We start from the raw sequence: 21660 nt of genomic DNA, 5'->3' as shown, positions 1-21660 counted from the left end.
GCGCATCATCGACAGCATCAGCCTGTCGGCGCGCATACCCAGGTATAGCAAATGCTATGTAAGTTTGTAGGTTCGTTTTCATCATCTTCCGCGCGTGGCCCTCAGCATCGCGTTGCTCTCTTATGCGCAACAGTCATCATGAGCGGCTTCGTATGCGATCCTGTATGGGCTGACGGCCGATTGAGCGCATCCTCGCCGCCTCAGAAGAAGGCGCCAGATAAAAATGCGGCTCATCCCGCCAGGACGACCGAGGCGACAACGCACGCCACGGAAACGATGACGGTCGTGGGCCATCTCGATCAGGAGCGGGGCCGTATTTTCCCAAGCCTCGGGGCCGTCTCCTACGGCATCGACCAGCGCCAGATCCAGGCGACGCCCCAGGGCGAGAACGCGGCCTTCAACCAGATTATGCTCCGCATGCCGGGGGTCGTGCTCGACAGTTACGGAGAGGTGCATGTGCGCGGCGAACATGGCGGGCTGACCTATCGCGTTAACGGCGTGCTCCTGCCCGAAGGACTGAACGGCTTCGGGCAGGAACTCGACACCCGCATCATCCAGTCCGTCGATCTCCTGACGGGTACCCTCCCCGCCCAGTTCGGCTTCCGCACAGCCGGTGTCGTCGACGTCAACACGAAAACGGGCGATACGCTGAAGCACAATCAGCTTTCCCTTTACGGCGGCAGCTACGGCACCTTCGCGCCGTCACTCCAGCTTGGTGGTCACAAAGGCAATTTCGAGTATTTCACGACGCTGTCCTATAATCGCAATCATATCGGCATCGAGAACCCGACCGACTCCTTCCGTCCCGTTCACGACCTGACGGAACAGGAAAAGGCGTTCGGATATTTTTCATGGCGTCTGGATGACACAAGCCGCGTGACGCTGCTGACGAGCGCTTCTTACGCGGACTTCCAGCTTCCCAATACCCCGGATCTGGACCCGATCTACCCTCTCGCCCAAACCCGTTGGGACGATCCGTCCGTGCAGTCGCGCCTGCTCGATGACAGCCAGACGGAACAGAACTATTACGCGGTAGCCTCGTATCAGCGCAGCGCCGAGACAGTGAATTTTCAGTTCTCTCCCTATTTCCGCTATGGACGCATCGATTACAGCCCCGATCCGATCCGCGACCTCGTCTTTCAGGGCGTGGCGGAACACGAAGTCAATGATTTCACGACCGGGGGCGCCCAGTTCGATCTCTCATGGGACGTCGCGCCGCATCACGTGATCCGTGCCGGTCTTCTCGGCCAGTATACGTCCGAGCGCCTCGACACCAACTCGCTCGCCTTTCCCACGAACGAGAACGACGTTGCACTCTCCGACATCCCGCAACGGATCATCGACAATACCGGCAACTGGTCCGTCGAGGCGGGGGCCTATCTGCAGGACGAATACAGAATCACACATAATCTGACTTTCAATTACGGCATCCGCTACGACCGTTTCGCGTCATCTTTCGATCATGAAGGCCAACTCAGCCCGAGGGCGAATATCGTGTGGAAACCCTCGCGCACGACGACGCTGCATCTCGGTTACTCGCGTTATTTCGCGCCGCCCTCGCCCCAATATATTTACCCGTCCACCCTGGCGAAATTCGCAGGCACCACCAACGCACCCGCCAGCGCGTACGGTGACGCCACGAAGGTGGAGACGTCCAACTATGTCGATATCGGCGTTCTCCAGCATGTCACGCCCGACTTCCAGATCACCGTCGATGCCTTTTCCAAATGGGCGCATAACCTGACGGACCTTGGTCAGTTCGGGCGCGCCGTCATTCTCGCCCCGTTCAGCTATCGCCGCGGCCATGTGTTCGGCTCCGAACTCGGCATGTCATGGCGCCATGGTCCCTGGTCCGCCTTCGGCAATTTCTCCTACGTCAAAACCGGCGCCCGTGACATCAATTCGGCGCAGTATCAATTCGATCAGGCCGAACTCGATTACATCCGCCGTCATGACATCCAGCTGGATCACCAGGGGGAATACACCGCGAGCGCGGGCGGCTCATGGCGCGACAAGCACCATATGGCCTATATCGATTTCATCTATGGAAACGGCCTGCGCAGCGGCTTCGCCAATCTCGAAAAAGAACCGCAATACGGCATTTTCAACATCGGCTATCAATATACGTTCACGAAAATTCCGGTGGGACACGACCTCCGCCTTCGGACCGATGTCGTGAATCTGTTCGACAGGCATTACCAGCTTCGCAACGGCAGCGGCGTTGGCATCTATCAGGCCCAGTACGGCCAGAGACGCGGCATCTATGCCTCGCTCGTCTCGGATTTTTAAACTTGCAGCGCCCGGAAACGGGGGAGTGTCTCAGTTTGAAATTCTGTTTCGCCGTCTAATTAGTCATTCATCATTTACCAGCCCGCTGATGACCCGTCGAAGCAGGTCAAGCAGTCGCTCATGATCTTCTGTCGATAGATGAAGATGACTTCTGGCATTGAGCGACGCAACAGCCGCAGCAATGTCTGGCAGTTTTTTTGCCGCTGAAGGGGTCAGCGAGATCAATGTACTGCGCCGATCATTTGGGTCTGGACTGCGCTGGACCAGCCCGTCCCGCTCCATACGTGAGAGGGTCTTGGCCATGGTGGACTGCTCAACCGCAGCAAGGCGAACCAGTTCACGCTGCGGTTGAGGTTCTCCATCGGCAAGAGCGAAAAACACAGGCAGTTGTCCGGACATGAGACCAAAAGGTCGCAACGCATCGTCCATCTCACGAGCGAAGAGCCGAGCCGCCCAGTTGACCATATAACCAAGGGATTGTTCGCGGGACTGCCATTTATATGGCTTGCTATCTTTATTCATGGCTCGCTATATAAGTCTCTCGAATCCATTCATGCAAGGACAATCCTATGCAAAGGCTTCTTCGCCGCATCCATCCTCTGCTGGGAGGATTGGCCATTTTATGCATAGCCTGTTTCATGGTCGGCACCATCGTTGCAGAACTATCTGGAAACCCGCTGACGATTGCAGCAACCAAACATACAATTCTGTGGGGACTGATTGTTCTCATCCCTTGTCTCGCTTTTACGGGTTTGTCTGGTTACCAGATCGCTGGAAAAGCACCGCGAGGTTTAGCACTCACGAAATTCAAACGCATGCGGGTTATCGGAATCAACGGACTCTGTATTCTTGTTCCCTGCGCATTCTTTCTTGCATTCCGAGCCTCTGAATTAAAATTAGACTGGCTGTTTTATGGTGTGCAGCTTCTCGAGCTCCTGACAGGCTCAATCAACCTGCTGTTTCTTGGAATGAATTTTCGCGACGGACTACGAATGTCCCGATCACGATAAAAACAAGATAGATGCCTGGAGTCTGTCGCTATCGCTTCAGAATGTGACATTCCTCTATCCGACCTCAAAGCGGATGTTTCAGCCCGAGCCCCTGCCAAAAGCGGGCGACAAATTCTATGCCGCTTCGTTTGGGAACGATCTCCGGGACGATGAGTTAGCACTTCGGAAAAAGATATCCGGCGAACAGGCAGGCCGCGCGCCATGACGTGCTCCCAAGGCCCTGCCGCTCCCGCCACTGGGACAGAGCCACGACCTGCCCGTCTTGGCCGGGACGTCGGCCCGCCCCGGAATTAAACCCGAAGAGAGGCTGCAATGAGCGCTTACAAAACCCTCAACCCCGCGACCGGCAAGACGGAAAAAACCTTTCCCTCGCTTAGCGACCGGGACATGTATGCCAAGCTGGACAAGGCCCATGGCCTGTGGCGTGACGACTGGCAGCATCGTTCCTTCGCCGATCGCAGCAGGATCGTGAAGGGCGCCGCCGACGCGCTGCTCCGCGACAAGGAAAAGCACGCCCGCATCATCACCACCGACATGGGTAAGGTGCTGTCCGAAGCCGTGCGGGAGATTGAACTGACGGCTGCCATCCTCACTTATTATGCCGAGAATGCCGAGGAATTCCTGGCACCCAGGGAACTGCCCGTCGAAAAGGGCAAGGCGAAGCTGATCAACCAGCCGCTGGGCGTGATCTACTGCGTGGAGCCCTGGAACTTTCCTTATTATCAGCTGGCCCGCGTGGCCGCCCCCAACCTCATGGCGGGCAACACCGTCATGGTCAAACACGCCGAGAGCGTTCCGCAATGCGCGCTGGCGTTCGAAGCCCTGTTCCGCGATGCCGGAGCGCCGGAAGGCGCCTATACCAACCTTTTCATTTCCAATGATCAGTCGGAGAAACTGATCGAAAAGCCCGAAATCCGGGGCGTAGCCCTGACGGGCAGCGAAAGGGCGGGAAGCGCTGTCGCCGCGCAGGCTGGCAAGGCACTCAAAAAGAGCACGATGGAATTGGGCGGCACCGACGCTTTCATTGTGCTTGAGGACGCCGATCTCGACAAGGTCATGCAATGTGCCGTCACGGGTCGCATGGGCAATAACGGTCAGGTCTGCACGGCTGCCAAGCGCATGATCGTGCATGAGAGCCTCGCCGATACGTTCATCGAAAGGCTCAAGGCAGAGATCAGCAAGTTCCGCTACGGCGATCCGCTCGATCCCAACGTGACGCATGGTCCGATGAGCAGCGAAGGGGCATTGAAGCGGGCTCTTGAGCAGGTCGACCGTGCGGTCAAGGGCGGCGCCAAGCTGGTGGGCGGGAAAAAGCTCGAGCGGGAAGGCTTTTTTATGGAAGCCGGAATCCTGACCAACGTTACCCGGGACAATCCTCTCTTTTACGAGGAAATTTTTGGTCCGGTCGCGACCATTCATCGGGTGAAGAGTGAGGATGAAGCCATCGCGCTGGCCAATGACTCGCCCTACGGACTTGGCGGCTCGGTCTACACGCGGGATATCGAACGCGGTCTACGCGTCGCCGAGAAGGTGGAGACCGGCATGATGTATGTGAACATGGTCACGGCCACCCAGCCCGATCTGCCGTTCGGCGGCATCAAGAACTCGGGTTACGGTCGTGAACTTTCCAGCCTCGGGATCGAGGAATTCGTGAACCGGAAGCTGATCCGGGTCGCATGACGCGCCCGTAGGGTCCAGTGCGTGGAAAACCCGCCGGAGCTTTCGCTTCGGCGGGTTTCTTTCGATCAGAAGTTCCGTCCGACCTGGGCGAACACATAACGTCCGATGATTTCTTCCGAATACATCGACAGCGCGGTGTTGCTCGAACCGTCGGGCACGAAGGGCGGCTTTTTGTCGAGGATGTTGTTCACCCCGACCTGGAACTGCCAGTCATGTGTGTTGTAATTCACCGTCACGTCATGAGAGAAAATACCCGGCACCTTGCAGTACGAGTAGACCTTGCAGCTTAGATCGTTCGAACCGTCATTAAAGCGCATGCCACCGGTATAGCTCATCATGTATGTCAGGCTGAAGTTTCTGTGGCTCCAGGTCGCCGTGGCGTAGTCGCGGACGCGCGGCATGCCGTTACCGCCCTGGTAAAACAGACGTCCGGCATAGTTATACCAGCTTCCGCCCGGCTCGTTCTGCTGGAGAAACCCGACGAGCTGCTGGAAGTTGTTGCTCAGCGTCAGGCTGTCTTGATGCGTCAGGCGGATGCGGTAGTTCAGGTCGAAATCGATACCGTTGGTCCGCAATCCACCGGCATTGGAATAGGTGTCGTTGACCTGAGTCAACTGCCCGGAACTGCTCCGCTGCGCGATGTTGCTACACCACGCCGTGTTCGTTCCCGTGTAGCAGCTGTCGGCGATGTACTGAACCGGCAGCGTCGTGATCATGTTCTTGATCGTGTAGTGCCAGTACTCGACCGATGCCGTGAGGTTCGGAATCCAGCGCGGCGTGAGGACCGTGCCAAAAGTATAGGTGCGGGCTTCTTCCGGCTTCAGGGCGGCGTTGCCACCGATGAGCGTCGGAATCTGGCTGGAGTTCGCATTGACGAACGTCGCGGTATTCACACCCTGCTTGGCGCAGGTCGCGACGACCATCGCGCTCATCGAGCCATAGCTGGCGGCCTGGGCGCAGGGATCGTTGCCCGGGTTGTAGCTGATCTGGTGACCGCCATAGAGTTCGGTCATGGTCGGCGCCCGCAGCGATGTCCCGAGCGTGGCACGGAAACGAATGTCGCGGGTCGGGGCCCAGTTGATGCTGCCCTTCCAGTTATAGGCGTTCCCGAAGGTGCTGTAACCCGACCAGCGTCCCTGACCGTCGATGGTCAGATCGTGCGCGAACGGCACATCATGCAAAAGGGGCAGATTGCCCTCGATATAGGCTTCCGTGACGTTATATCCGCCACCCGTATAGGTGGCGCCGCCGCCAAGGTCACCGTTCGCGGCCAGCGCGTCCGGCGTATAGCTGGCCTGTTCGCTGCGATGCTCGAGGCCCATGGCCATCCCGAAATCACCGCCGCCCTGCCAGGGCAGATGAGCAACGTGGTTATTGTGAACGCGGGCATTGAAGTCGCGCATCTGGTAGGTGCTGTGATCGTTCTGCGTGTAGCGCAGGTAGTCCGCCTGCGCCGAAGTCGGCTTGCCGAAGGGATTGGTCAGCGAGCAACCCGCGGAAGCCTGACAGATGGACGGGTTATAGACGACCGCGCTGTTCGCATCTGTCGGATCGACCTGTTCGGCGCCGAGTTCCTGAAAATAATGGGCGTAGTTCGTCATGTTCTCGGTCGAGAGCTTCGCCAGCGTCTGACCGTAAGACATGGATACGTCATATTTCCAGTCGCCGACGATGTCGCCTTTCGCGCCGCCCGTATACTGCCACTGATCGAAAGCCTCCTCGTATTTACGCTGGCCCAGATCCTGGAAGCGGCGATACATGGACACATCTTCACCCCAGATGTTGTAGGGGCTGCCCGACGGCAGAATAATTGACGACGGCAGTGTCGAAGGATAGGTCGCACCCGTAACCGGGTTTCCCGCGAGCGTATTCATCGCGTCTTTATGGGTGTAGCGGATCGAAGAATAGAGATCGACGTGCCTGTCGATCTCGTAATGCATGTCACCACTGAGAACAGCCTGCTGCAACGAGTTCGTCAGCAACTGGTCCTGGGCGAAATTATAACGATCCGAGGACGAGAAATTATGGAACGCATCCGCGCTGCCGCCGCCCGTGCCATTGCTGACCAAGTTCAAGTTCGTGCCGAGCACGCGGGTATTTGGACCCACCGAACTCCCGATGACCGGTGTCGCGCCGATTTCGGCATCGGAGTTCCACGGGTTGGCGGCCCAGTCGCGTGTCTTCTGCTTGATGCCCGAAGACGTCATATACGAACCGAAGAGCGTGATGTTGCCTTTGCCGTGATCGAAATCGAAGCCCTTGTAACCCGCGACCTTGCCCATCTGGCCATCACCATGATCGGTGATGCCGCCGCGGATCATGATGTTGCCCTTGGTCGTATTGTGGCGCAGCTTGATGTTGATCACGCCGGAAACAGCGTCCGCGCCATATAGCTCGGAACCACCGTCCTTAAGGATTTCGACGGATTCGACCTGGTCCGTGGGAATCGAGTTGAGATCCACGCACTGCGAACCGCTGCCGAAGGTCGGAACCTGACGCTTGCCATCCACCAGAACCAGCACACGCGAGGGGCCAAGGTTACGGATGTCCGTGCAGGACATGCCCAGGCCGCCGTTGGTGTTGGTGTTATTGGTGCCGCTGGAGCCGATCGACGGCAACCGCAGCAGATAGTCACCAAGCGTTACCGCTGAAGTCGACGTGATCTGCTTGGCCGTGATCGTCTGCACCGGATTGGCGTTGGAATCCGCACGCGATGCAAGCGCCGAGCCCGTCACGATAATGGACTCCTCCGCCGAATGCGGTCGGGCGAGAACCCGACGGCGCGCGGCTGTCGACGTGGCGCTGGCCGTCGCAGACGTGCCTGCCGCCGTCGAGGTCGGCGCGACCTTCACGGAGGCGCTCGCCGACAATGCTTTGGCCGTTGCGACATGGGCCGCCGATTTGGCGCGATGACTCGTCTGCTTCCTGGCGACCGTCTCTGCCGAAGCCGTGGCGAACACCGCGCAAACCAGTCCCAGGGACGTCGAAACTGCAAGAGCGTGCCTGTGCGCTTTTTTCATGTGAGCTTAAACCTCAATCAAGTACCCTATATATCGTATACATATCGGGATCGGAGGACGGAATACCTGTTACGTAACGGTCTGACGTCGACATGATCCTGAAGGAGCCCGCCTCATCGAAACCACGACCGGAATATTTCTTTTTTATGACAAGAACTTAGATCAGAGCCCGGATCAGATGTCCGGCCTCATCCAGTCAAAATCGACACGCGGAAACGCACGGTCTGGCAGCTTCCGTCTTCGATATTCACGCCATATGTTGCCGATAAAACACAATTTTTCCCACTCACGGCCTCTGGCAAAGCTGCCCTGAAACCCGAGGGAAAGCGGAGGTGTAACCGGATGTCACGCGGCCCGCTTTCCGGTTACGCCAGAGGGTCTTCGATTTGCTTTATGGACTCGCCGCCATGCCAATCCATGGACACATCTCCCCATCGCGTCGGGATACCCTTGATGCGGATGGACCTGCCCGAAACCGGGAGCCGGTGAAGAGGCGCACGCGCATGATGCAGAATGTCAGCCCATCATCCTTGTGAGCCAGCGCTCATTTCAGGATGCGTTCATCCCGCTCGCTGTCGTCTCCACCCTTTCGTTTCCCGATATTTTATACCCTGCATAAGAAGAATGCTGGAATTATACACAATGACGCGAGGGCTTCGTTACATAGATGTTCGCATTGGCGAACACTTATGTATAAAGGAAGACGAACACAGAAAAGAGACGCGGAATACTCATGAACGCCCAGACGGGGAAAATTCAGCCGCTGATCGTCAGAACAATCAGCGACCAGCTCTACGGAATTCTCCGTGAACAAATTCTGAGCGGCGCTCTCGCGGCGGATCAGCCGATCCGCCAGGATGCGCTGGCAGCCGAACTCAACATCAGCAAGATACCTCTGCGCGAGACGCTCGCGCGTCTGGAGCAGGACGGCCTCGTCGTCGCTCATGCCAAGCGCGGTTTCACGGTCGCCACGCTCTCGACCGACGAGGCCGAGGAGGTGTTTGAACTCCGTATGCGGCTGGAACCTGAAGCCGCCGCGCGTTCAGCTCTCGTCGCCACGGTCGAAGATCATAAAGCCGCGAAAAAAAGCCTTGCCGAACTGGAAGCCGCCATCAGGCAGGAAGGCCAGGATCACAGTCTCTACAACCGGCTTTTCCACCTCTCGCTGATCCAGCCAGGCGCCGGCAGGCTAACCTGTCACCTGCTCGAGACGGTCAATGTGATCGCCGATCGCTACGTGCGCCTGCATCTCAATACGCAGGGCCGGGACAAGCGCGCGTCGGAGGAGCATCGTCAACTGCTCAAGGCATGGATCGATCGCGACTCGGAACGCGTGGAAACCCTTCTGAAACATCATATCAGCGACACCCTGCACGACCTCCGCAACCAACTCGGCACCGGAAATCGTTGAGTTCCGTCATGCGCGCAGCATCTCAAGTTCCGCGCGCGACATCCTTTTGAAGGCAACGGGAGCGCATGTCCTGATGTGAACGGCCGTTGGCCGATACGATCCGCATAGAAGAGCATGAACTCCCTATCCCGACGACCGTACCATCACGCGGCAACCGTACGCCTCTAGGAACGATACGATATAATAACGCTATCGACGGTGTCGTTCAGGCCGATCAGACCACCTGGAAGCCGTGGCAGAAAACATCTTCCGGGTCGATCCAGATCGTATTGAAACCGGTCGAAACCGCACTCCCCTCGATCAGGGGCACGATCGCCGGAATGGGACCGTTCCCCGACGGAAGTTCCACCGCCGATTCCACCGTTCCGATAAAACGGCTGTGGATATAGCTGTCATGCGTGAAGCGATCGCCGACCTTCAGGACGCCTTTATGCACCAGATGAGCCAGGCGCGCGGAGGTGCCCGTACCACACGGGCTGCGATCGATGGCGTGATCACCATAAAACACGGCATTACGGCCGCCATCGCGCGTCGTGTCGCGGTCGGCCCAAAGGACATGGCTCACGCCATTGATGGACGCGTCCACCGGATGGACCGGATGGAATTTCGCGCGTACGGCCTCGCGCACAAGCGGACTGAATTCGAGGATACGCTGCGCGCCCAGATCGTCGAGCCCCGTATAGGCGCCCTGAGGTTCGACAATCGCGTAGTAATTGCCCCCATAGGACACATCGACCGTCAGCGGGCCAAGGCCGGGCACGTCAATCTCCACCCCCGTCGCCGCGACATAAGCCGGAACATTGCGAATCTGCACGGATATGACCCGCCCCGCCTCCTCGCGATAGGCGATATCGATGAGTCCGGCAGGCACTTCCAGCTTGAGACGGCCCTTTTCGCGGGGGACCAGAAGCCCATGCTCAAGCGCGAATGTCACCAGGCCGATCGTGCCGTGACCACACATCGGCAGGCAGCCGCTCGTCTCGATAAAAAGGATGCCGCCATCGGTATCATCGCGCGTCGGCGGATAGATGAAACCACCCGACATCATGTTGTGTCCCCGCGGCTCGAAACACAGGCCGGTCCGGATCCAGTCGAAACGATCGAGAAAATCGAGGCGACGTTCGCCCATCGTGCGACCGCGCAGAAGAGGCAACCCACCCGCGACCAGCCGGACCGGATTTCCAGCGGTATGACCATCGATGCAAAAAAACGTATGCCGCATGAAATTGAGTTCCCGGTTCAGCATGATGTGCGACGGGGAGAATGGGAGGCATGACGACCCGCGCGCCTTGTCCTCCCCCCGCTATTCGTCTATCGTATACGTACCATAGTCACCGCGAGCTTGAAAAGCATCCCGTGAGCCAGCTGCCATCCTTTCCCCCCCGCATTTCCGCCCGGACGTACGCCGAACGCATCGAGGCGGCGCGCGCATCGCTGATTGCCAGTGGCCTGGACGCGCTTCTCGTCAGCGCCGGCGACAGCCTGCGCTATTTTACCGGTCTTGCCTGGGGCGGAACCGAGCGCCTCGTCGCCGTGGTGATCCCGGCTTCTGGCGCGGCCTATATGATATGTCCGCATTTCGAGCTGGGGTCTTTGGCGGAATCGATCAAGCTGCAACTGGACGTGCGTTCCTGGGAAGAGGATGCCTCTCCGTTTTTGCTCGCCATGGACGGTTTCGCGGATCGCAGTCACGTGGCGCTGGATCGTGACCTCACGCTGCGCATTGCGACCAGTCTGCGGAATGCCCGCCCCGGCATCACGTTCACGGACGATCCGGGGATCGTCGACACCTTGCGTGCGTGCAAGTCCGCCGAGGAAATCGCCCTCATCCGCCACGCCATGGCGATCACGCTCCAGGTGCAGAAAGACGCATGGGAATTCCTGCACCCCGGCGTCCGGGCCAGCGAGGTGATCCGCTTCATCGACACGCGGCACCGCGCACTGGGCGCCGATAACGGCTCGTGGTTCTGCGCCGTCCAGTTCGGCCCCGCAACGGCCTTTCCGCACGGTCTTCCCGGCGATCAGCTTCTGGCCGAAAACGATCTGGTTCTCGTCGATACCGGTTGCTGCCTCGATGGCTACCACTCCGACATCACAAGAACCTATGCCTTCGGCACGCCCGACCCCGAACATGAGCGCATCTGGGCCATCGAAAAGGAAGCCCAGCTTGCGGCCTTCGACGCGGCCCGGCCCGGTGTGCCCTGCGAGGCCGTAGATGCCGCCGCGCGCGCTGTCCTCGAAAAGCACGACCTCGGACCGGGCTATACGTTGCCCGGCCTGCCGCATCGAACCGGACATGGAATCGGATTGTCGATCCATGAATTTCCGTATCTCGTACGCGGCAACACGATGCCGCTGGAGAGCGGCAACTGCTGCTCGAACGAACCGATGATCGTGGTGCCCGGCCGGTTCGGCATTCGTCTCGAGGATCATTTTCACATCACACCGACCGGTGCGCGCTGGTTCACGGAACCGTCGCACAGTATCACGAAGCCCTTTGGCTAAAGACGTCATGTCTGCTTCCCGCCCAAACAGCACGTCTCCGATGCCGGGTTCCGATGCTCGCCTCGACCGGCTGCGCGCCCATCTCCGCGAACACGGGGTCGACGGGTTCCTGCTTCCCCGCGGTGACGAACATCTGGGTGAATATGTCCCTGCCTGCGCCGAGCGTCTGGCGTGGCTGACAGGTTTTACCGGAAGCGCGGGTTTCGCGGTCGTCCTGCCAGACGAGGCCCTCGTTTTTTCGGATGGCCGCTATCAGGTGCAGATGGACCAGCAGCTCGATCCGGCTGTCTGGTCGACAGCGCATATGTATGAAACGCCAGGCCCCACATGGCTGGCGCACCATGCCGCGGGCCGCGCCATCGGCTACGACCCCCGCACCATCAGCGAAACGGAGCTTGCCGCCTACGCTCAGGCCGGATGCCGCATGGTCGCGCTTGCGTGCAATCCGATCGACGCGATCTGGCCCGATCGTCCGGCTGCTCCTGATACGACCGTCGAGTCCCTGCCCGTCACCTATACCGGCACGGATAGTCGGACCCGCACGGCGCTTGTCACCGCCATTCTCGACCGCGACGGCCAGGATGACGCGATCCTGCCCGACCCGACCGCCATCGCGTGGATGCTGAATATCCGCGCCCGCGATCTCGAATTCCTCCCCGTTCCGCTGTCCTTTGCCATCGTTTCGCGCAGCGGCAGTGTGCAGTTGTTCATCGAACCGTCGCGCGTGCCCTCCCATGTGGCTGATATTCTTGGCCCCGACGTCGATATTCGCCCCCCTTCGGAACTGGAAGCCGGACTGCGCGCCCTGAAGGGCCAGACCGTGCGCCTCGATCCGGCCCGAAGCGCGGCGTGGTTCTGGCAGTGCCTGCGCGACGCGGGGGCAAATCCGGTCGCGGGAACGGACCCCTGCCTCGAACCGCGCGCCCGCAAGACGGAGACAGAGCGCGAGGGCATGCGTCGCGCCCATCATCTGGACGGCATCGCGCTGTGCCGCTTCCTGTTCTGGCTGGAGCAGAACGGCATCGGGCGCACGGAGACAGAGGTTGCGGATCACCTGCTGTCACTGCGCCTCGCCAGCGAAGCATGCACGGGGCCGAGTTTCGCGACCATCGCCGCCGCCGGTCCGAATGCTGCGATCATGCATTACGCCCCGCGCCGGACGGACTGCGCGACGCTTGAAAGCGGCACGTTTTTCCTGATCGACAGCGGCGGGCAATATCGTTGCGGCACCACGGACGTGACGCGCACGATCTGGCTCGGCGACGGCGCGCCTCCGGCGGCTTGGCGCGATCACTACACGCGCGTTCTGAAAGGTCTGATCGGCCTGAGCCGCGCGATTTTCCCCAAAGGAACTCACGGCTATCGGCTCGACCCGCTCGCCCGTCTGCCGCTATGGGACGCGCATCTCGATTTCGACCATGGCGCGGGCCACGGGCTGGGAAGCTATCTCAGCGTCCATGAATGGCCGCTGGGATTCACGCGTCGCCCGGTGCTCGACGCCATCGAGGAACATATGATCCTCACCAACGAGCCCGGCTATTACGCCCCGAATTCGCATGGCATCCGCCTGGAGAACGCCATGGAAGTCCGACGCCATGACGCGGAAGGCCGGTTCCTGAATTTCGAGACCATCACACTCGCCCCGATCGACCGCCGGGGCATCGAACCCTCCCTGCTGAACTCCGAAGAAAGAGCCTGGCTCGACGCGTTTCATGCGCATGTTGAAGCCATGATCGCGCCGTCCCTACCCCCCGCCGAGCGGGACTGGCTCATCCGGGCCTGCGCGCCGCTATGACATCGGCCATCATCATCGGCGGCGGTGTCATCGGGCGCGCCTGTGCCCTGAGCCTGCTCGACCGGGGCTGCGCCGTCACTCTCGTCGCCGACGCCGATCCGGCACCCGCCTCATGGGGCAATGCGGGACATATCGCCACCGAACAGGTCACGCCGCTGGCCGAATGGGCCACGATCAAACGGCTTGCCACCGACCTCTTTCCGCGCGGTCCCGTAGCGCTGGACTGGCGGCGACCCGGCATCTGGCTGCCATGGTCGCTGCGTTTCCTGCGCGCTTGCGCGGCGAACGGCCTGCGCCGGGTTTCGCCCGGGGAAACCACGCTGAGAGACCTTCTGTCGGATGCGCTGCCCGCATGGGAACGCCTCGCACAGCGGCTGGGTCAGCCGGAACTGCTCGACAAGCGCGGAATCGTAAAGCTCTTCGAGAAGGATGACGCGCCCATCCGTGCCGCCCGGATGATCGGGACGGATTGGGGAACGGCCAGGGCCTGCTGGATCGAACCCGCCGAGCGGGCGTTGATTAACGCCCGGTTCCGCGCACCCATCCGCGAAGCCGTGCACTTCCCCGGCACTGCCCATGTGACCGATCCGCGTCTCGTGCTCGACGGATTGCTCGCCAGCCTGATCGCTGCGGGAGGCCAACATCATACGGGCTACGTCACCGGCATCGAAACGCATGGCGACGGCGTGCGGGTCCGGACCGACGCTGGCGTCCTTGAGGCCGATCGCGTCATCGTGGCGGGCGGTGTGCGATCCGGTCTGCTGCTGCCGGACCTCGCCCTGCCGATGATCGCCGAGCGTGGCTATCACGTCGAGTGGGACCACAATGGCGAGTGGACCGGTCCCAACGTGGTCTTCGAGGACCGCGCGGTCGTCGTCACGCGGTTCGGCTCCCGTCTGCGCGCCACGTCGTTCGTCGAATTCTCCGCCTTCGATGCCCCGCCGGACCCGCGCAAGTGGGAACATCTCGAACGCCACGTCCGGGAAATGGGACTGCCCGTGCATGGTCCGTTCGCCCGATGGCATGGCGCGCGTCCGACGCTGCCTGATTATCTTCCGGCACTCGGCGCGCTGCCGGATCAACCTCATGTGTTCGCAGTCTGCGGGCATAATCATCTTGGCCTGACGCTGGCCGCCACGACCGCCGAGCGCCTCACGCGCCATATGCTGGACGGCGCGCCCCTGCCACACACCCTGCGTCCGGGCCGTTTCAGCAAAAACCTTCGCTGCATGTCCTTCCCCCGGAGAAACGTTTCATGACAACAACGTCCCTGACTGGCGCCCTTCTCATCGGCGCGCGCGACGTGACGCGCGACACCACGTTCGTCGCCCGGCGCGCCGTGGACGGCTCGGCGCTCGACATCGCGTTTTCATGCGCGACGCCGGATGATATCCGCAACGCCTGCGCGCTCGCCGACGCCGCCTTCGACACCTATCGCCACACCTCCCTCAGCGCGCGCGCCACGTTCCTCGACGCCGTTGCCACGGAAATCGAGGCGCTGGGCGAGCCGCTGATCGAGCGCGCCCATGCTGAAAGCGGCCTGCCGGTCGCGCGCCTCACGGGAGAGCGCGGTCGCACGATGGGGCAGTTGCGCATGTTCGCAAGCCTGCTGCGCGAAGGGCGCTGCATGGATCCGCGCATCGACCCCGCTCTGCCGGACCGCAAGCCGATGTCGCGTCCCGACCTGCGCCAGATCCGCATGGCCGTCGGACCGGTCGCCGTGTTCGGCGCCAGCAATTTCCCCCTGGCCTTCTCGGCGGCTGGGGGCGACACGGCCTCCGCGCTGGCGGCAGGCTGCCCCGTCGTCGTTCGCGCCCATCCGGCGCATCCCGGCACGAGCGAACTGATGGGTCGGGCCATCCGGGCCGCCATCACGCGCTGCACCCTGCCGGAAGGCGTGTTCTCGTTAATCGGCGGCCCCGACTACGCCATCGGCGCAACACTGGTTCAGGACCCGGCCATCATGGCGGTCGGCTATACCGGCTCCCGTCAGGGGGGGCTTGCGCTCGGCAAGATCGCGGCCGCGCGCCCCGTGCCGGTGCCGGTCTATGCCGAGATGAGCAGCATCAATCCGGTCTACCTCCTGCCCGCCGCGCTGAAAGCCGATGCCGAAACGCTTGGCGCATCCTTCGTCGTCTCACTCACGATGGGTGCGGGTCAGTTCTGCACCAATCCCGGCCTGATCCTCGGCGTGGCCGGTCCGGATTTCGACCGGTTCGTAGCGGCAGCGAAAGCCGCCCTCGAAACGGCACCGGCGCCGACCATGCTGACTTCCGGCATCCGCAGCGCCTACGAGGCCGGAGTCGAACGTCTCGCGGCACGTCCCGGCATCAGGGCGCTCGGGCGTGGACCACGCGGAGAAGATTCGGCGTGTCAGGCCGCCCTGTTCGAAACAGACGCGACGACCTTCGCCGCGGACCCTGTCATGAAAGAGGAGATTTTCGGCTCCTGTTCGCTCATCGTGGCCTGTCCTGACATCGCAACCCTGCGTACACTGACCGAAGCGCTCGAAGGCCAGTTGACCGCGACGCTGCACATGAAGGAAGCCGACCTCGAGGACGCTCGCGGCCTGCTGCCGGTTCTTGAGCGCAAGGTCGGCCGCATTCTCGCCAACGCGTGGCCGACGGGTGTCGAAGTCTGTAGCGCGATGGTGCATGGCGGTCCGTTCCCGGCGACGTCCGATCCTCGCACGACATCGGTCGGCACGGGCGCCATCGAGCGTTTCCTGCGTCCCGTCTGCTACCAGGACATCCCTCAGGCGCTGCTGCCTGTCGGACTGCGCGACGGTAACCAGCCTCCCGCATAAATCAGGCGGTCTGGCGGGGAGGCAAACTCCATCATTTTCGACACGCGGACATTTTCCGGTTTTCGGAGGCTCTACTTTCGTATACGATAGACGAAAATATGGCTTCCAGCAACGGGACGTCCCGTCTGCCAGAGCCATGCCCCAGGAGAGTGAACATGAAGTGGTCTGGCGTATTTCCCGCAGCGACGACGCAGTTTGCCGAAGATCTGTCGGTGGACATCAAGGCGACGCAGACGGTCCTCGACAACCTGATCCATGACGGCGTGCATGGCCTGGTCATCATGGGCACATGCGGCGAAAACAATTCGCTGGAACCCGACGAGAAAATCCGCGTGCTCGAAGCCGCCGTCGAAGTCACGGCCGGGCGCGTTCCGGTCATGGTGGGCGTGTCCGAACTGACGACCCCGCGCGCCGTGCGGTTCGCCAGGGACGCGGCCCGCATCGGCGCGGATGCGCTGATGGTTCTGCCCGCCATGGTCTATGTGCCGAAACCCGCCGAGCTTGAATATCACCTCCGCGCCGTCGCCGATGCCAGCGACCTGCCGATCATGCTGTACAACAATCCGGCGGCCTATCGCGTCAACATCGAACTCGACGTGCTCGGTCGTCTGGCGGATGTCCCGACGATCAGGGCGATCAAGGAAAGCTCGTCCGATACGCGTCGATACACGGACGTCTATAATGCGTTCGGCGACCGTTTCGTTCTGATGGCGGGTCTGGACGATGTCGCGTTTGAGGGCCTGCTGCTTGGCGCGGAAGGCTGGATTTCCGGCCTGACCAGTGCGTTCCCGCGTGAATCGGTGGCCCTCGTCGAGGCGATCGATCGCGGCGATCTCGAAACGGCGCGCCGCATCTATCGCTGGTTCCTGCCGCTTCTGCACCTCGATGCCGAGCATGATCTGGTGCAGTCGATCAAGCTGTCCGAGCAGATCATGGGTCGCGGCAGCGAGCGTGTGCGTCTGCCCCGTCTGCCGCTGGCCGGAGCGCGACGCGACGAAGTCACGCGCATGGTCGAGGTCGCCGCCGCCAACCGCCCGATCTGATGCCGGGGCCGCAACGGACGGTTTCAGCTTTACGCCGCCGCGCGGGCACCGTTGGGCAGTCGGGCGCGCGCTGCGATCGAGGCGGACGAGCCCGTGCGCGATCTCGCTTTCCACACGCTTCCTTCCGGTCGGCTGATGGGCGTGACGCTCCCCGATCAGCGCCGGAACATTTTACCTTGGGTGAAACACTCTCCGAGCAAGGCAGGCCCGAAAGCTTTCAGCAAGATACAAGACGAGAGAGTCAGGTTCGTTTTTTTTTGATATGACGTTTCATAGCCATTCGAGGCCCCTTCAATACGGAGCACGACCCATCGATATGATACGTCAACCTGTTCGAACCCTCATCGTGACCGCCACCATGCTCAGCCTGACAAGATGTGGTTATTTCGATTCCCGGGCCGCCCATAAGGCGCAGATGTCGATGATCGGCATGACGTCCTACGATCTCCAGGCCTGCGCAGGCATTCCGGCGTCAGTCAAACAACTCAACGACACCACACAGCTCTATCAATACTCCGGCACACACACGACGCCGAGCTGGAGCGGCTCGACACTGATCCCGATCGCGGATGTCAGCACCGTGTTGCAGCAGGTGGTCGGCGGCGGTGGCACGACCTGCACGGCCATCATCCGTCTCGACCACGACCGCGTCTCCGAAGTGCATTATGCCGGCGATAACGACGAAGTGATCGGCACCGATGGCATCTGCTCCATCATTACGCGTGGCTGCTCGCGTCAGCCGGAATCCACGATGAAGAAGGTCAATGGCGGTCCGTTCGGGCCTGTTTCCGCCTTCTCCAGTCCCAAGACGCCGAACCAGAGCACGGACTCCACCTACTCCAAACAGGCTGGCAGCGTCATTCCCAACCCGGACCCGAAATCGGATCAGCCCATCATCGTACCACGGACGCAGTAACGACGTCTCGCGACTGCGCGGAGGTCAATCGTGCTGGGCGCCGGCTGCGATCGCCTGTTTCATGAGGGCGATCGCCGTCGGCAGTCCCACCATGATGGCCTCGCCGATCAGGAAGTGGCCGATATTGAGTTCGGTCAGACCAGGAATGGCGGCGACCGCGCCAACATTGGCGTAGGTCAGGCCATGACCCGCATGCAGTTCGAGCTTTGCGGTCAGGGCGGCCTGTCCCCCACGCTTCAGGCGACCAAGTTCGTGCCCACCCGGATCTTCCGCGTAAGCGCCGGTATGAAGTTCGACCACCTGCGCACCAATCCGCGCCGCGGCTTCGATCTGTTCCGGATCGGGATCGACGAACAAAGACACGCGGATACCGGCCTCGCGCAGTCGCGCAACCTTGCGTTCGAGATCTCCGGCCTGCCCGATCACGTTCAGCCCCCCTTCCGTCGTGACCTCCTGACGCCGTTCGGGCACGATGCAGCAGGCATGCGGCCGCAGGGTGCAGGCCAGCCCGACCATCTCATCCGTCGCGGCCATTTCGAAATTCAGGGGCACGGAGAGTTCATGACGCAGACGCGCCAGATCGTCGTCGCGGATATGCCGCCGGTCTTCACGCAGATGCGCCGTAATACCGTCCGCCCCATGGGCCTGCGCCAGCAGCGCCGCCGCCACGGGGTCGGGATGAAGACCACCCCGCGCATTACGCACGGTCGCCACGTGATCGACGTTCACGCCGAGCCGGATCATGCTTTCGCTTCCTTCTGATAGGCGCGGCGATGCGCGCTCATCTTGCGCGCCATCCGCAAGGCGGCGATGAGGCTGGATACGTCCGCAATGTTCCTGCCCGCGATATCGAACGCCGTGCCGTGGTCCGGCGAGGTCCGCACGATCGGCAGGCCGAGCGTCGCGTTGACACCCGACGCCATGTCCAGCGTCTTGAGCGGGATCAACGCCTGATCGTGATACATGCATAGAGCCGCGTCATAACGCTCGCGCGCCGCCTCGGTGAACATCGTGTCCGGCGGCAGCGGACCGAACGCGTCGATCCCCTGAGCCTGAAGCGCCGCGATGGCCGGAGCGATGATGTCGCGCTCCTCGTCACCCATGAGCCCGTTTTCACCAGCGTGCGGATTGAGGCCGGCGACGGCAAGACGGGGCGCTTCCAGTCCAAAATCCTGCCGCAACGACGCGGCCGTGATCTGCCCCACGCGCACGATCCGCTCCGTCGTGAGCGTCTCCAGCACGCGCCGCAGACTGACATGCACCGTGACGGGTACCACCTTCAGACGGGGCGAAGCCAGCATCATGACCTCCTCGCCCGGCGTGCCGCAGAGTTCCGCGAGGAACTCGGTATGACCCGGATGGCGAAACCCCGCCTGACGCAGGACATGCTTGCTGATCGGGTTCGTCACAACCGCCGAGGCCGCGCCCGCGAGCGTCAGTTCCGTGGCCAGCGTGATCGAGGCCACGACCGCCGCGCCATTGACCGGGTCGGGCTTTCCCGGCGTGACCGCCTCCGCGAGAGGAACCGGCAGGACGGGAAGCGCGCGCGCGAAAAGCGGCTGATCCGCCTCACGGATATCGGCCAGGACTTCGTAGGGGATCTGGTCCCCCAGCAAAACGGGATCGCCGATCCAGACGAAGGGAATGGCATGGGTCTCCCACGCCTTGATCGTCAGTTCGGGACCGATCCCGGCGGGATCGCCCATGGTCAGCGCTGGCAGGGGCATCATCGGCAAGGCCTCCTTCGGAATGAGCGTGACGCTCCGGGTTCTGGACGCTGGTTCAGCCCTGCGCCAGCGCCGCCAGCACACGGACCCAGGAACGGATGCCGCGATGGAAGGACTCGACGCCATACTGCTCGTTCGGAGAATGGATCCGATCATCGGACTGCGCAAAACCCACGAGCAGAGAGTCGATCCCGAGCGCTTCCTTGATTTCGGCCACGACCGGAATCGAACCGCCAGACCCGATGGCGACGGCAGGGACACCCCATTCCTGTGTCAACGCGCCAAGTGCCGGCGCGAGATAAGGTCCGTCCGCCGGGACGGCAAAGCCCGTGGAAGCCCCATGGGGCGCGAAATGAATCTTCGCGTCCGGCGGAAGCATCTCTTTTACGCGGGTGCGAAAGGCGTCACGGATCGCAAGCGGGTCTTGTCCCGGCACGAGACGGAAGGAAATCTTGGCCATCGCCCTGGCCGGAAGAACGGTCTTGAAGCCGTCATCCTCATAGCCGCCGGAGATGCCGTTGATCTCGAAGGTCGGGCGCATCCAGATCTGCTCGATCGCCGAATAGCCTGTTTCGCCAGCGGCCAGAGACAGGCCGACCGGCCCAAGCGTTTCGGCATCGTCGGGATAAAGGCCGCGCCACTGCGCCCGCACGGCGTCCGGCGCATCGACGATGCCATCATAGAAGCCCGGAAGCGTCACGCGGCCGTTCTCGTCGCGGATCGTGGCGAGGATCTTGCACAAAACCTCGATCGGGTTCCGGGCGGCATTGCCGTACATGCCTGAGTGAAGATCATGGGTCGCACATTCGATGACCACCTCCTCACCCACCAGACCGCGCAGCCCGGTCGTAATCGCGGGCGTCGTGCGGTTGGGCATGTTGGTGTCGCAGATGAGGGCGACATCGGCATGAAGTTCGGCGGCGTTCGCCTTGAGGAACGGCAGAAGATTGATACCCCCGCTTTCCTCTTCGCCCTCGATCAGAACCGAGACGTTCAGCGGCAGAGCGCCGGTCACGGACTTCCAGGCGCGACAGGCCTCGATGAACGTCATGAGCTGCCCCTTGTCGTCCGAAGCGCCGCGCGCGACGATCACCTTCCGGCCATCGGCTTCCGTCACCAGCCTGGGATCGAACGGGTCGCTATGCCACAGGGCCAGGGGATCGGTCGGCTGCACGTCATAATGACCGTAGAACAGGACATGCGGCCCCTGCGCATTCTCCTGATGACCGACGACCATCGGATGGCCGGGCGTTTCCGCCACCCGCGAGGCAAAACCAAGAGAGGCCAGATCCTCCCGCAGCCATTCGGCGGCCGTCCGGCAATCCGACGCATGGCGGGGCTGGGCGGAAATGCTGGGAATACGCAGCAGGGCGAAAAGACGCTCCAGGCTCCGAGGCAACGACGCATCGGCCTGCGCGAGCACCTGATTGAGCGTATCGGTCATGTGAGTCTTCCTGC

Annotated in this window: 16 protein-coding genes; 10 read left to right on the top strand and 6 right to left on the bottom strand. The window is 61.6% G+C overall.

Features of this window, described 5'->3' with window-relative positions:
• Positions 1–138 precede the first annotated feature (138 nt).
• The gene (locus PWM43_RS00285; protein WP_289840575.1) at positions 139–2289 is read left to right on the top strand and encodes a TonB-dependent receptor; all 2151 of its coding nucleotides are present in this window, start codon (positions 139–141) and stop codon (positions 2287–2289) included.
• Between the two features lie 63 nt (positions 2290–2352).
• Here the strand turns inward: PWM43_RS00285 and PWM43_RS00280 are convergent, their stop codons facing one another.
• Complete coding sequence (locus tag PWM43_RS00280; protein WP_289840574.1) at positions 2353–2811, bottom strand: MarR family winged helix-turn-helix transcriptional regulator; 459 nt, start codon at positions 2809–2811, stop codon at positions 2353–2355.
• A gap of 47 nt (positions 2812–2858) precedes the next feature.
• Here PWM43_RS00280 and PWM43_RS00275 point away from each other — a divergent pair, with 47 nt between their 5' ends.
• The gene (locus tag PWM43_RS00275; protein WP_289840573.1) at positions 2859–3299 is read left to right on the top strand and encodes a hypothetical protein; all 441 of its coding nucleotides are present in this window, start codon (positions 2859–2861) and stop codon (positions 3297–3299) included.
• Between the two features lie 312 nt (positions 3300–3611).
• Positions 3612–4979 (top strand): NAD-dependent succinate-semialdehyde dehydrogenase, encoded by a 1368-nt coding sequence (locus tag PWM43_RS00270; protein ID WP_289840572.1) that lies wholly within the window; start codon positions 3612–3614, stop codon positions 4977–4979.
• A gap of 65 nt (positions 4980–5044) precedes the next feature.
• Here PWM43_RS00270 and PWM43_RS00265 read toward each other — a convergent pair whose 3' ends face one another.
• Positions 5045–7999, bottom strand: a complete 2955-nt coding sequence (locus PWM43_RS00265) for a TonB-dependent receptor plug domain-containing protein (protein WP_289840571.1) — start codon at positions 7997–7999, stop codon at positions 5045–5047.
• A gap of 733 nt (positions 8000–8732) precedes the next feature.
• Here PWM43_RS00265 and PWM43_RS00260 point away from each other — a divergent pair.
• On the top strand, positions 8733–9410 hold the full coding sequence (locus tag PWM43_RS00260; protein WP_289840570.1) for a GntR family transcriptional regulator: 678 nt from the start codon (positions 8733–8735) through the stop codon (positions 9408–9410).
• 214 nt (positions 9411–9624) lie between these two features.
• Here the strand turns inward: PWM43_RS00260 and PWM43_RS00255 are convergent, their stop codons facing one another.
• Positions 9625–10632, bottom strand: coding sequence for a 4-hydroxyproline epimerase (locus PWM43_RS00255; RefSeq protein WP_289840569.1), 1008 nt, complete (start codon positions 10630–10632; stop codon positions 9625–9627).
• A gap of 134 nt (positions 10633–10766) precedes the next feature.
• On the opposite strand from PWM43_RS00255, the gene PWM43_RS00250 reads away from it, so the two are divergent.
• The 6 genes from PWM43_RS00250 (at position 10767) to PWM43_RS00225 (ending at position 18475) form a co-directional block, all read left to right on the top strand.
• Positions 10767–11915, top strand: coding sequence for a M24 family metallopeptidase (locus PWM43_RS00250; RefSeq protein WP_289840568.1), 1149 nt, complete (start codon positions 10767–10769; stop codon positions 11913–11915).
• Positions 11916–11922: 7 nt separating this feature from the next.
• Positions 11923–13710, top strand: coding sequence for an aminopeptidase P family protein (locus tag PWM43_RS00245; RefSeq protein WP_289840567.1), 1788 nt, complete (start codon positions 11923–11925; stop codon positions 13708–13710).
• Positions 13707–14969, top strand: coding sequence for an NAD(P)/FAD-dependent oxidoreductase (locus tag PWM43_RS00240; protein WP_289840566.1), 1263 nt, complete (start codon positions 13707–13709; stop codon positions 14967–14969). The genes PWM43_RS00245 and PWM43_RS00240 overlap by 4 nt, the downstream gene beginning before the upstream one ends.
• Positions 14966–16516: an aldehyde dehydrogenase (NADP(+)) gene (locus PWM43_RS00235; RefSeq protein ID WP_289840565.1), complete on the top strand. Its 1551-nt coding sequence runs from the start codon at positions 14966–14968 to the stop codon at positions 16514–16516. The genes PWM43_RS00240 and PWM43_RS00235 overlap by 4 nt, the downstream gene beginning before the upstream one ends.
• Positions 16517–16671: 155 nt before the next feature.
• Positions 16672–17559, top strand: coding sequence for a dihydrodipicolinate synthase family protein (locus PWM43_RS00230; protein ID WP_289840564.1), 888 nt, complete (start codon positions 16672–16674; stop codon positions 17557–17559).
• A 316-nt stretch (positions 17560–17875) separates the two neighbouring features.
• On the top strand, positions 17876–18475 hold the full coding sequence (locus PWM43_RS00225) for a hypothetical protein (RefSeq protein WP_289840563.1): 600 nt from the start codon (positions 17876–17878) through the stop codon (positions 18473–18475).
• Between the two features lie 24 nt (positions 18476–18499).
• On the opposite strand, the gene PWM43_RS00220 is transcribed toward PWM43_RS00225, so the two are convergent.
• The 3 genes from PWM43_RS00220 to PWM43_RS00210 form a co-directional block, all read right to left on the bottom strand.
• Positions 18500–19219, bottom strand: coding sequence for a pyridoxine 5'-phosphate synthase (locus tag PWM43_RS00220; RefSeq protein ID WP_289840562.1), 720 nt, complete (start codon positions 19217–19219; stop codon positions 18500–18502).
• Positions 19216–20196, bottom strand: a complete 981-nt coding sequence (gene pdxA, locus PWM43_RS00215; protein WP_289841131.1) for a 4-hydroxythreonine-4-phosphate dehydrogenase PdxA — start codon at positions 20194–20196, stop codon at positions 19216–19218. The genes PWM43_RS00220 and pdxA overlap by 4 nt, the downstream gene beginning before the upstream one ends.
• Before the next feature lie 61 nt (positions 20197–20257).
• Entirely contained in the window at positions 20258–21646 is a 1389-nt protein-coding gene (locus PWM43_RS00210) for a M20/M25/M40 family metallo-hydrolase (RefSeq protein WP_289840561.1), read from the bottom strand.
• Positions 21647–21660 lie beyond the last annotated feature (14 nt).

Origin of the sequence: Brytella acorum, assembly GCF_029309905.1 — a bacterium.
Classification (GTDB): Bacteria; Pseudomonadota; Alphaproteobacteria; order Acetobacterales; family Acetobacteraceae; genus Brytella; species Brytella acorum.
This window is presented reverse-complemented; position numbering and strand designations above follow the sequence as displayed.